The sequence below is a fragment of the Pontibacter lucknowensis genome, assembly GCF_900156415.1.
Taxonomy (GTDB): domain Bacteria; phylum Bacteroidota; class Bacteroidia; order Cytophagales; family Hymenobacteraceae; genus Pontibacter; species Pontibacter lucknowensis.
This window is the reverse complement of the sequence record NZ_FTNM01000005.1, coordinates 235,289-248,513: the sequence shown is the minus strand read 5'-3', so window position 1 is coordinate 248,513 and position 13,225 is coordinate 235,289. Positions and strand designations below refer to the sequence as shown.

At 54.0% G+C, this 13,225-nt stretch carries 7 protein-coding genes; all 7 read left to right on the top strand.

What is annotated here, in order from left to right:
* The first annotated feature begins 3 nt into the window (after positions 1 to 3).
* The 7 genes from BW972_RS16030 to BW972_RS16000 all read left to right on the top strand — a co-directional run bounded on the left by BW972_RS16030 (position 4) and on the right by BW972_RS16000 (position 13,199).
* Positions 4 to 1,947 carry a RagB/SusD family nutrient uptake outer membrane protein gene (locus BW972_RS16030; RefSeq protein ID WP_234986412.1) on the top strand — a complete coding sequence of 648 codons (1,944 nt, stop codon included), beginning with the start codon at positions 4 to 6 and terminating at the stop codon, positions 1,945 to 1,947.
* Between the two features lie 225 nt (positions 1,948 to 2,172).
* The gene (locus tag BW972_RS16025) at positions 2,173 to 4,128 is read left to right on the top strand and encodes a sialate O-acetylesterase (RefSeq protein ID WP_083674221.1); all 1,956 of its coding nucleotides are present in this window, start codon (positions 2,173 to 2,175) and stop codon (positions 4,126 to 4,128) included.
* 187 nt (positions 4,129 to 4,315) lie between these two features.
* A complete protein-coding gene (uxuA, locus tag BW972_RS16020) occupies positions 4,316 to 5,524 on the top strand; it encodes a mannonate dehydratase (RefSeq protein WP_076422850.1) in 1,209 nt (402 codons plus the stop codon).
* Positions 5,490 to 6,947 (top strand): glucuronate isomerase, encoded by a 1,458-nt coding sequence (uxaC, locus tag BW972_RS16015; RefSeq protein ID WP_076422849.1) that lies wholly within the window; start codon positions 5,490 to 5,492, stop codon positions 6,945 to 6,947. The genes uxuA and uxaC overlap by 35 nt, the downstream gene beginning before the upstream one ends.
* 23 nt (positions 6,948 to 6,970) lie before the next feature.
* Positions 6,971 to 8,296, top strand: coding sequence for an MFS transporter (locus BW972_RS16010; protein ID WP_076422848.1), 1,326 nt, complete (start codon positions 6,971 to 6,973; stop codon positions 8,294 to 8,296).
* 74 nt (positions 8,297 to 8,370) lie between these two features.
* A complete protein-coding gene (locus BW972_RS16005; RefSeq protein ID WP_076422847.1) occupies positions 8,371 to 11,277 on the top strand; it encodes a glycosyl hydrolase 115 family protein in 2,907 nt (968 codons plus the stop codon).
* 203 nt (positions 11,278 to 11,480) lie between these two features.
* Positions 11,481 to 13,199: a glycoside hydrolase family 43 protein gene (locus BW972_RS16000; protein ID WP_234986411.1), complete on the top strand. Its 1,719-nt coding sequence runs from the start codon at positions 11,481 to 11,483 to the stop codon at positions 13,197 to 13,199.
* Positions 13,200 to 13,225 lie beyond the last annotated feature (26 nt).

Below are 13,225 nucleotides of genomic sequence, written 5' to 3'. Positions count from 1 at the left end.
ATAATGATGAAACGTTTCAATAGAAAATTTTACATAGGCTCAGCCCTGATGATGGCCTTGTCCCTGGGGTCCTGCGAGCACATTCTGGATGAACAGCCACGCAGTATCTACGAGCCCGGCTTCTTCAGAACGGAGAAAGGCGTTCAGGGCGGCATAACTTCCATGTACGCGCACCTGCGCTACATCTACGGCCAGGCCTACTACTACAACGCCACCCAGACAGGTACTGATGAAGTAACCTACGCGCAGAGTGCGGATCAGAACTTCCTGGTGATGGACCTCTCGGGGCAGGGAGAAATCAACTCCTCCAGCAGCCGTGCCGACGTGCTGTGGGGCGCCGCTTTCCCAAACATAAACACTGCCAGTGGCATCATTGAAAACGCCGCTGAAGTAGGCTCTATACCTGCTTCGCTGATTGCCGAGGCCAGGTTCTTCCGTGCCTTCGACTACTTCCTGCTGGTGCAGACTTTTGGTGGTGTGCCTTTAGATTTGGGAGCCGGAGAGCTGAAATTCAACACCAACCCTGTGCGGACCTCGGTGCGAAACACCGTGCCGGAGGTATACACGAAGGCTATTTTCCCGGATCTGCTGAAAGCGATAGAAGACCTGCCGGACAACCCGCGTGTGACGGGCGGTGTGACCAAAACGCTGGCACGCCTGTATCTGGCAAAGGCCTACCTGACCTACGGCTGGTGGCTTGAGAATCCGAACAATATCCCTACTTATCCGGAGGCTCCCCGGGTAGACCCTGACGGGCAAAACGCACAGTGGTACTTCCAGCAGGCGTATGATGTGGCAATGGCCGGTATCAACAATCCGGGGCCTTACCGCTTGCAGGATACCTATTATGATGTGAACCGTGGCTCGAATGACCGCAACAGTGAAGTGATGCTGTTCGCTGACCACACGGAGACCAGCGAATTCTATAATGGCGCCAGTCTGACCTGGAGTAACGGCAACGCGCCGGAGAACTTCGCCGGCTGGATGATGACCTGGAACTACACTAACCTTAGAAGCGCTACCGACCAGAACTGGTCCAACGTGATCAGCTCCGTGCAGCGCGAAGCGCATCAGGCCCTGGGGCGTCCGTGGACGCGTATGGCTCCGACCATTGGTGTCTTCACCAACACTTTTGCCGACAAAACCAACGACTCCCGCTACGACGGCACTTTCACAACCGTGTACCGTGGTAACTGGCCTAAGGCAGGTGTAAGTGCACCGGTGGTGTACAATGCGAACGGGTTGCCGGTAAGTCCGGGAGGGGCCATCCTGACTTTCCTGAACGAAGAGCCGTCAACAGCGATCAACTATCCGAGTGGAGCTGGCAAAAGCAATGTGGGGGCTGGCGAGATTCCGGGCAGATCTGACTTTGTGATCTCTCCACGCGGCATCAACCGCATCGTATACCCTGGCCTTTGGAAGCTCGGCCCGTACCGTACCGATGGTGGCAACGGATTGGGACAGCCGAACGCAGCCAGTACCCGTCCGTTCAACATCGCCAAGTTCTCGGAGTTATACTTTGTGGCAGCAGAGGCAGCCGTGAAAGGTGCAGCTGGCAGTCAAAGTGCCCGTGACCTGATCAACGTGATTCGTGCACGTGCCGGCAAGTGGCGCTGGGACAACAATGGCAATGTAGCGAAAGCAGAAGACCGTAGCGCCGAGATGATTGCCGCAACGCCAGCCACCATTGACATCAACTACATTCTGGCTGAGCGCTCACGCGAGTACTATGGCGAAGGCTACCGCTGGTTCGACCTGGTACGCACCCAAAAGTGGGGAGAACTTGCCGGTACTTATGAAATTGGTGGTATGGGCTACGGAGACCATACGCCGCAGCGGGTAACGCGCAACATCCAGCCGCACCACTACCTGCGCCCTATTCCGATCGGGCAGATAGATGGTATGGAAGGCGAAACAGGCGGTTACCAGAACCCTGGCTACAATTAAACATAGATTATGGTGAATGGGATTGGTTGCCTGTCATGGGCAGCCAGTCTTTCATCACAATAAAAATGCAGGTATACTGTCATACTCATTCGGACTGTAGCTATATTAAGAATCCTTTATCAATTGAATAATGAGTTTTGTTAGGTAAGTACATAAAGCGTGTATGGTCGGTCGGGGTCTGTCGGTCGATCATATGCATTTTATGCACGGCTTAAATCCCAAAGTATGCGAGTAGCTTTTACGCAAAAATTTATACTGCTATACCTGTTGCTGAGCATCAGTACGGCGGCACACAGCCAGGTGAAATTGCCCCGCCTGATCAGCGATGGCATGGTGCTGCAGCGCGACACCGAAACCAAACTGTGGGGCTGGGCCAAACCAGGCGAAGAGGTGAGACTCTCTTTCAAACAAAAAGATTACCGCACCACCACCGGCCCCGACGGCAGGTGGACCATGCAACTGCCCCCACAGCAGGCAGGTGGCCCTTATGACATGACGTTTGCGGCTAGCAACCGTATCACACTCACAAACATACTCTTTGGCGATGTTTGGATCTGCAGTGGACAGTCCAACATGGAGCTCACCATGGACCGGGTGCAGGACACCTATCCGGATGCCATCGCGAAAACCAACTACCCCAACATCCGGCAATTCGAAATTCCTGACCGCTATGATTTCAAACAAGAGAAACAAGACGTGGAGGCGGGGGAATGGCTGCCGGCCACGACACAGAACATACGCAAGTTTTCCGCTGTCGCTTTCTTTTTTGCGGAGGAGATTCACAACCGATATAAGGTACCGGTTGGCCTGATCAACGCAGCGCTGGGCGGTTCGCCTGCCGAGGCCTGGATCAGTGAAGGCGCTCTGAAGAAATTCCCGACACCCTACCAGGAACTTCAGAAATTTAAAGACGATGCCCTGATTGCCCGCATCGAAGCCGATGATCAGAAGGCAAGCCAGGCCTGGTACTCCAAACTAAACGAGACAGACGAAGGAAAGAAAAACAACTGGGCTGCCGCTGATTTGAACGACAGCGATTGGGCGCAGATGGCTATACCTGGCTACTGGGCCGATGGTCCACTGGGACAGGTGAACGGAGTTGTTTGGTTCAGAAAAGAAATCAATGTGCCCAAGAGCATGGTGGGCAAAGAAGCCAAACTGATGTTGGGCAGGATAGTAGACGCCGATGAGGTATACCTGAACGGAAAGCTCGTAGGCACCACCAGTTACCAGTACCCGCCACGCCGCTACATGCTGCCAGCCAATGCGCTGAAGGAAGGTAAAAACACGCTGGCTGTGCGGGTGATCAACAACTCCGGCAGAGGGGGCTTTATTCCTGACAAACCCTACGACATCACAGTAGGCGGCCTGGCCCTCGATCTGAAAGGCAACTGGAAGTATAAACTCGGCACCACCATGGAGCCAGCGCCAGGGCAAACCTTTGTCCGCTGGAAACCAACCGGCCTTTACAATGGCATGATTGCCCCGCTGACTGACCTTTCCATTAAAGGCGTGCTCTGGTACCAAGGCGAGTCCAATACCAAAAACCCGGGAGAATATGCCAGTCTGATGGAAACGCTGATTGCCGACTGGCGCACACAGTGGGGGCAGGGCAACTTCCCTTTCATTTATGTGCAGCTGGCGAACCTCAACGAGGCAAATAAAACTCCCGTCGAAAGTAACTGGGCGGCACTGCGGCAGGCCCAACTTGATAACCTGGCTATACCTAACACCGGTATGGCCGTGGCCATGGACCTGGGCGAATGGAACGACATCCACCCGCTCAACAAACGGGATGTGGGTTTGCGCCTTGCACTACAAGCCCGGAAGCTGGCTTACGGTGATAAAGCGGTTGTCGCTTCAGGGCCTTTATTCCAGTCGATGCAGGTGCAGGGCAATAAGGTAACACTCAGTTTTACGGACATCGGAAAGGGCCTGCTAGCAAAAGGAGATAAGCCGCTGAGCGGTTTCGCTATTGCCGGTACAGACGGCAGGTTTGTGTGGGCGAAGGCGGAGATTAGGAAAAATAAGGTTGTGGTTTGGAGCGATGCTGTTGCCAATCCAACAACAGTGCGGTATGCCTGGGCCGACAATCCGGAAGGGGCCAACCTGTATAACAAAGAAGGTTTACCCGCCTCACCATTCGAGGCTAAACTGGATACAAGCACCAGTAGCAAATAGCCTGAGAAGCAGATAACACAGGTGCTGAACCTGCAGAACATACAACGGATAGTAAAGGTGATTTTTAGGTGAGATAGGGAAGGAACTGCTTGTAGGCGGTCTCCTTCCTTCATCCTGGCCGAGCATCGTGGGAAGCTAAAAGTCCACCATAAGAGACAATAGGAACAACAATTGAAACACATACACCATGGCACTAATACAAAGCTGGAGATGGTACGGACCCAACGACCCGGTTACACTACAAGATGTGAGGCAGGCCGGAGCGACAGGTATAGTGAGTGCGCTGCACCACGTACCACACGGGCAGGTATGGCCGCTGGAAGAAATACAGGAACGCAAACGCATTATTGAGGCAGCTGGTCTGGAGTGGGTAGTGGTAGAGAGTGTTCCCGTGCACGAATCCATCAAGACCCGCCGCGCCGACTGCGCACTATACCTGGAAAACTACCGCCAGACGCTCCGCAACCTGGCCGCCTGCGGTATCAAAACCGTGTGCTACAACTTTATGCCGGTGCTCGATTGGACCCGCACCAACCTGGCCTACGAGCTTGAGAACGGAGCCAAAGCTCTGTACTTCGATTGGGTGGAGCTGGCCATTTTCGACATGTTCATCTTAAACCGCGAAGGTGCCAAAAAAGACTACCCTGAAGCGGTGGTGCAGCAGGCAGTGGACAGGTATAAGACTTACTCCGAAGAAGACCTGCAAAAGCTGAGCGATACCATTTTGATGGGTGTGCCCACCGAAGGCAGCGTGACCATTCCGGAGCTGTTGCAAAGCATCGAGATATACAAAAACATCGGCTACGACGGGTTGCGGGAGAACCTGGCGTATTTCCTGGAGGCCATTATACCGGTGTGTGAAGAGACGGGCATCAACATGACCATCCACCCCGACGATCCGCCTTTTGCCATACTTGGGCTGCCGCGCATCGCTACTTCCAAAGAAGACTTGCTGCACATCATCACACGGGTAGACCATCCTGCTAACGGTATCTGTTTCTGCACAGGCTCCCTCGGGGCTGGCAGCCACAACAACCCAGTTGAGATCCTGAAAGCCTTAGGGCACCGCGTATACTTTGCGCACCTGCGCAACGTGCTCAAAGACGAAGCGGGCAGCTTTCACGAATCCGACCACCTGGCCGGCGACGTGGATATGTTTGGCGTGATGCAGGAACTGGTGCAAATAAACGAAAAGCGCGAGCAGCCAATCCCTTTCCGTCCGGACCACGGCCACCAGATGCTCGATGACCTGCACAAAGTAACCAACCCCGGCTACTCTGCCATCGGCAGGTTGCGCGGGCTGGCTGAGCTGCGGGGCCTCGAAATGGGTATAGCACGTTCCATGAACCAAACTGACTTACATGAACAGACATACGACACTGCCAACCGCCACTAACACCAAGACGGCAGCGGGTTTTTTGAGCGAAGATTTTCTGTTGCAAAACGAGGTCGCGCGCGAGCTATACCATGGCTACGCGAAAGACCTGCCCATCATCGATTATCATAACCACCTTCCTGAGGAGCAAATCGCCCGGAACGAGAATTTCCGGAATATGACACAAATCTGGCTGGCTGGCGACCATTATAAGTGGCGCGCACTCCGCACCTTAGGTATAGACGAGCGCTACATCACCGGCAATGCCAGCGACGAAGAGAAGTTCGTCAAGTGGGCCGAAGCGATGCCTTATACCATGCGCAACCCGCTCTATCACTGGGCGCACATGGAACTTAAAAATCCCTTTGGCGTGACCGACTTGCTTTCCGGCGCCAATGCCCGCGAGGTATACGACCACTGCAACGAGTTGCTGCAGCAGCCCGAGTTTACGCCGCAGGGTTTGTTAAAGCACTTCAATGTGGAAATGGTCGGCACCACCGACGACCCCGTGCATACCTTGGCGTACCACAAGCAACTGGCTGATGGGCAGCTCAGCACAAAAGTGCTGCCTTCTTTCCGCCCTGATAAAGCGCTGAATCTGTCTGGAGGAGAGAGCTACCGCAGCTACATCCGCCGCCTTTCGGACGTCAGTGGCATACACATTTACAGCATCGATACCTTGCTGGAGGCACTGCAGAACCGCATGGAGTACTTTCATGCCCATGGCTGCCGCATCTCCGACCATGGCTTGTCGCAGCTGCCGGCAAGAGGCAAACACAGCGGCAAAATAGAACAGGTATTCGCCTGCGTGATGGCTGGTCAGGATGGCGAGGGTGCGAGATACCAGGAGGAGTTCTCCCGCTTTATTTTGCTGGAACTTTGCAAAATGTATAGCCGAAAAGGCTGGGTACAGCAGTTCCACGTGGGCGCCCTGCGCAACACCAACAGCCGCATGCTGCAAGTCAATGGTCCCGACACGGGTTACGATTCCATCGGGGACTATGCACAGGCCAGCAACATGGCCGCTTTTTTCGACGATTTGGAGCGTGAAGGTATGCTGGCCAGGACTATCATCTATAACCTGAACCCAGCCGACAATGCCGTATTTGCCGCCATGATTGGCAACTTCCAGCAGAGTGGCATCAAAGGCAAAATGCAGTTCGGTTCGGGCTGGTGGTTCCTCGACCAGTTAGACGGCATGAAATCACAAATGGATGCGCTCTCTAACATGGGCCTGATCAGTTGCTTCATCGGCATGCTTACTGATTCGCGCAGCTTCCTGTCGTACTCACGGCACGAGTATTTCAGAAGGCTGCTCTGCAATATTTTCGGGCAGGAAGTGGAGCAGGGCCTGTTGCCTGCCGACACCGCATGGATTGGCAAACTGGTACAGGACATTTGCTACTACAACGCCAAGAACTATTTCCCTTTTGATCAAGATTAATCTTTTCCCTTAACTCGCCTGCTATGAACTCACCTCTCCTCAAGAAGCCCAAGCTCGTCACTGAGAAAGTCAAGATAGGTTCCTACCGTTGGACGATCTGTGCGCTCTTGTTTGCCGCCACCACCATCAACTACCTCGACCGGCAGGTGATGGGCTTGCTGAAACCGGCACTGGAGCAGCAGTTCAGCTGGACCGAAAGCGACTACGCAGCCATCGTGACGGCCTTTACGGCAGCTTATGCACTAAGTATGGTGGTGTTCGGGCGCTTCATCGACAAGATCGGTACCAAGATGGGCTACTCCATCTCGATTGTAGTGTGGAGTGTGGCCGCCATGGCGCATGCCGCGGCTCGCAGCACCTTCGGCTTTGGTGTGGCACGTGCAGCATTGGGTGCGGGAGAATCAGGTAACTTTCCTGCCGCCGTAAAAACAGTAGCGGAGTGGTTCCCCAAGAAGGAACGGGCACTGGCTACGGGCATTTTCAACTCAGGAGCCAATGTGGGTGCTGTGGCTGCACCTATCATCGTGCCCTGGATTTTGGGTGTCTACGGCTGGCAGGAAGCCTTCATTATAACAGGGGCCATCGGTTTTGTCTGGCTGGCTTTCTGGTTATACTACTACGACACTCCGGCCAAGCAGAAGCGCCTGAGCCAAGCAGAGTACGACTACATTCACAGCGATGACGATGCGGCTTCTCTGGAAGCTGAAGAGAAACCGTTGAAATGGTCGAAGCTCCTGTTCATCCGCCAGACTTGGGTATTCATTTGTGGCAAGTTCTTCACCGACCCTATCTGGTATTTTTTCCTTTTCTGGCTGCCTTCCTACTTCAGTACGACTTTCCAGCTGGATTTGAGCAAGCCTAGTTTGCCGCTGGCCATCGTATATACCGCGACCACAGTGGGTAGCATCGGCGGGGGTTATCTTTCTTCCTATTTCATCAACAAAGGCTGGCCCGTGTTCAAGGCCCGCAAAACGGCCATGCTGATTATCGCTTTGCTGGTGGTGCCCATCATGCTGGCCCGCTATACCTCCGACATCTGGGTAGCTGTAGGTTTGATTAGTCTGGCGGCTGCGGCACACCAGGCCTGGAGTGCCAACATCTATACCATCGTGTCAGATATGTTCCCGAAAAAAGCGGTGAGCTCGGTGGTAGGTATAGGCGGCATGGCTGGCTCAGTGAGCGGGGCGCTTTTCCCGCTCTTCATCGGCTTCATTCTCGACTATTACAAAGTACTCGGCAATCTGGTGGCGGGCTACAACATCATCTTCACGATTTGCGGACTGGCCTATCTGGTAGCCTGGCTGGTGATTCACTTCCTGTCGCCTAAAATGAAGCAGGTAGAACTCTAGCAACAGGATGTAATAAGCAGGCAATTGGCTTAACAAGAAATATCAATGCTTACAACGCTCTTAATACATACGACATGAAACACTCCTTGCTATACCTATCACGGTTGTCCTATACCTTGTTGCTGATGGCAGTTTTTACGCTGGTTGCACAGTCAGCGCAGGCTACGCATGACAAATCCTACATCAGCAATTCTCAAGAGAAAGGCAGCTTTACTCTGGCGGCGGCTGGCAAACTGGCCCCGCTGTATGTGAGCAATCAGGACCACGCGGGCGTTATTCGCGCTGCCCGCGACCTGCAGGCTGATATCAAGCGGGTAACCCAGGCCGAACCGAAACTGACTGTCGATAAAAAGGCTCCGAAAACGAAGCAACTGGTACTGGTAGGTACATTGGGCAAAAGTCCGGTGATTGACAAACTGGTGAAGGATAGAAAACTCGACGTGTCAGGTATAGCGGGCAAGTGGGAGACCTTTCTGGTGCAGGTAGTGGAGAAGCCGATGGCGGGTGTAGATCAGGCCTTGGTAATTGTGGGCAGTGACAAGCGCGGTACCATTTACGGCATCTATGATGTTTCGGCTCAAATTGGCGTGACGCCCTGGTACTGGTGGGCAGATGTGCCGGTAAAGAAACAAGAGAATCTGTACGTACTGCCAGGCCGCCATACCTTGGGTACGCCCGCTGTGCAGTACCGGGGCATTTTCATTAACGATGAAGCACCTGCGCTGGCAGGATGGGCTACCGAGAAATTCGGCGGCTTCAACTCGAAGTTTTATGTGCATGTGTTTGAGCTGATTCTGCGCATGAAAGGCAATTACCTGTGGCCGGCCATGTGGGGACGCTCTATTTATGACGACGACCCCAAAAGCCCAATACTGGCCGATGAATATGGTGTGGTGATCGGCACCTCACACCACGAGCCCCTGTCGCGTGCCCACGTGGAGTGGAGCCGCTACGGCAAAGGCGACTGGAACTACCAAACCAATAAAGCAACCCTGCAGGAATTCTGGCGTGAAGGAATTAAGCGCATGGGCAATAACGAAAGCATCGTGACGATAGGTATGCGCGGCGACGGCGACGAGCCAATGAGCGAGGACAGTAACATTGCCTTGCTTGAGCAGATTGTAGAAGACCAACGCAAAATCATTGCAGAAGTAACGGGCAAACCTGCTTCTGAAACGCCTCAGATCTGGGCGCTCTACAAAGAAGTGCAGGACTATTACGACAAAGGCATGCGTGTGCCGGACGACGTAACGCTTTTGCTGGCCGACGACAACTGGGGCAACCTGCGCAAACTGCCCAAGCCAGGCGAGAAGCAGCACTCGGGCGGTTTTGGCATCTACTACCACTACGATTATGTAGGTGGTCCGCGAAATTACAAGTGGATCAACACCAACCCGCTACCCCGCATCTGGGAGCAAATGCACCTGGCCTACCAGCACGGCGCGAACAAAATCTGGATTGTAAACGTGGGCGATATCAAACCGATGGAGTTCCCGACCGAGTTCTTCCTCGACTATGCCTGGAACCCGGAGAAGTGGCCTGTAGAGCGGCTCGACGAGTACACCAGACTGTGGGCAGCGCAGCAGTTCGGCGAAACCCATGCCCCAGCCATAGCCGGGATGCTGGCCAAGTATGCCAAGTTCAACTCACGCCGCAAGCCTGAGCTTTTGTCAGCCGAAACTTATAGCCTGACTAATTACCGCGAAGCGGAGCGGGTAGTAGCAGAATATCAGCAACTAGCGGAGCAGGCTGAAAAGCTCTACAACCAGCTTCCCGCCGAAGCCAAAGACGCTTACTTCCAGTTGGTGCTGCATCCTGTTAAAGCCGCAGCCAACCTCAATGCGCTGTGGGTGTCCGTGGGCTTTAACCGACTGTATGGCAAGCAGGGCCGCGCCGCCACCAATGCCATGGCTGAAAAAGGCAGAAAGCACTTTGCCCTGGATCAGGAGCTTTCCCGCATTTACAACGAAGACATTGCCAACGGCAAGTGGAGCCACATGATGGACCAGACGCACATCAGCTATACCTATTGGCAGCAACCCGAAAAGGACGTGATGCCGGATGTAACAGAAATCAAACTGCCAGCCGCCGAGATGGGCATCGCCGTGGAAGGTTCCACTGCCTGGTGGCCAGCCGCCAAAGAAGAGGCCATATTGCCTGAACTGACCCCGTTTGGCGAGAAAGCCCATTATATCGAAATCTTTAACCGTGGGCAGGCACCTTTCAACTATTCTGTGAAAACGGGTGCAGCCTGGCTACAGGTAGACCAGCAACAGGGCAAAGTAGAAGACCAGCAGCGCCTCTGGGTGCGTGTCGATTGGAGCAAAGCCCCGCAAGGAAAGCAACGGGTGCCGATTACCATCACAGGCCCGAACGGCAAAAGCGTGGTGGTGCAGGCGCAGGTGAACAACCCAGCTACGGCCAGCACGGCCAAAGGCTTCGTGGAAAGCAATGGCTATGTCTCGATGCAAGCCGAAAATTACAGCCGCAGCATACCCGCTGGCAACCTAAGCTGGAAGCTGTTGCCCGACATGGGCCGCACCGCCTCTGCCATGACGCCTTTCCCTGTTACAGCCTCAAGTCAGCAGCCTGGCGCCAACAGCCCTGTGCTGGAGTACGACATGCACCTGCTGACCAGTGGTGAAGTGAACGTGCAGGTACACGTATCGCCCACGCTCAACTACCTCGACCTGCCGAAAGGTATACGCTACGCCGTTTCCATTGACGATGCAGCTCCGCAGATCGTGAGCATCCACCACGACAACACCACCCAGTCCTGGGACGAGTGGGTAGCCAACAGCATCATCGTGACGCAGTCGAAGCACCAGGTGAGCAAGCCAGGGCAGCATACGCTCAAGGTATGGATGGTAGACCCGGGTGTGGTGGTGCAGAAGATTGTGGTGGAAACAACAGGAGCGAAGCCAAGCTATCTCGGTCCGCCAGAGAGCGTGCAGGCAGGAGCGGAGACGGCGGTGAATTAACCGACCTTAAGCTGTCATCTCGATGATAGGAAAGAACTGGATGTAATGACTTTCAGATTTCTCCCAAAGGTCGAAATGACAAGAAGACTTTCATAGCGCCAGCGAGAATGCTCGCGCCATGGGTAACAGCAGTGTTTGAAATTCCCTTTTTCTGAAGGGCCAAGTTTACAGCAACTAAATCTTCATTACAGCAAAAAGATAACATGGCAGGTATAACCAAGTATAGCAGCATCCTGAAAAAGGCAGGCCTGGCGATGGCTTTATTTCTGATTTCATTGGCAGTGCAGGCGCAGGAGAAGTTCCTGAATCCGATTCTGGCAGGCTTTTACCCGGACCCCAGCATCTGTCGGGCGGGCGATGATTTTTACCTGGTGCACTCTACCTTTTCTTACTACCCGGGTGTGCCAATTTTCCACAGCAAGGATTTAGTAAACTGGAAACAGATCGGCAACATACTTGACCGTCCGGAGCAATTGGACGTGGAAGGTCTGGGTGTGTCGCGCGGCATTTTTGCACCCGCCATTGAATACCACGACGGCGTGTTTTATATGATCACGACGCTGGTGGACAAAGGTGGTAACTTTGTGGTAACGGCCACCAATCCGGCAGGGCCATGGTCTGACCCGGTGTGGTTGCGCGAGGTAAGCGGCATCGACCCATCCATTTTTTTTGACAAGGACGGTAAAGCCTACATTCTCTACAACAGCGACGCACCTGACAACAAGCCGCTTTACGATGGACACCGCACCATCCGGATACTCGAGTTCGACTACAAAAACCTGAAAACAGTGGGCCAGCCAAGCATCCTGGTAAACGGGGGAGTAGATATTTCCAAAAAGCCTGTCTGGATTGAAGGGCCGCACATTTACAACGTGAATGGCTACTACTATCTGATGGCGGCCGAGGGGGGGACCAGCGTGAACCACTCCGAAGTGATTCTGCGCAGCGAAAAAGCAACCGGGCCTTATGTGCCCTACGATAAAAATCCCATTCTGACGCAACGCCATCTGCCCAACGACCGTCCCAACCCGGTATCCGCCACGGGCCATGCCGACCTGGTGCAGACAAAAAACGGCGAATGGTGGGCTGTGTTTTTGGCTACCCGCCCGTACGATACGGAGGACCACTACAACATCGGCCGCGAAACATTTCTAGCCCCGGTAACCTGGCAGGACGGCTGGCCCATTATCAACGCTGAGCACGAGCTGGTACAGTATAGCTATACCCGTCCCAATCTGCCAGAAGCCAAGCTGAGCGATTTCCCGCTGAACGGAAACTTCAGGTATAGAGAGGACTTTAACGACAGCAAACTGCCGATGCACTGGCTGATGCTGCGCACTCCGCACACCGACTGGTACAGCCTGAGCCAGCCATCCGGAAAACTGACGCTGGCGGTGCGCCCCGAAGAACTCTCTGGCAAAAGCAATCCGTCTTTCCTCACCAGAAGGCAGCAGCACATCGCGGGGAGCGCCAGCACTATAATGGAGTTTCAGCCAACAGGCGACAGCGAGTTTGCAGGTATAGCCGCCTTTCAGGGAGAGAAGCACCATTACCTACTCGGCAAAACCATAGCTAAAGGTAAACAGGTGGTGCAGCTGCGGAAAGCCGACGGCACGGTGCTGGCCGAGCAACAGCTCAGCAAAAAGGAAAGCAAACTGCCTTTGCAACTTAAAATAGACTTCGACGGAGCCAGGTATGCCTTCTCTTACGCGACTAAAGATGGCGCTTGGAAATTGCTGCAGGGCGAGGTCGACGGTCGTTACCTGAGCACCCGCGTATCGGGTGGCTTTGTGGGCGTGACGCTGGGTATATTCGCTACCTCACAGGGTAAATCATCCAACAGCAAAGCCGCCTTCGACTGGTTTGATTATGAAGGCAACGACGCGATCTACAACAGCACTTCCACTTCCCTGAAACAATAAAAAATTAAGCTTTTAACTGATTTATA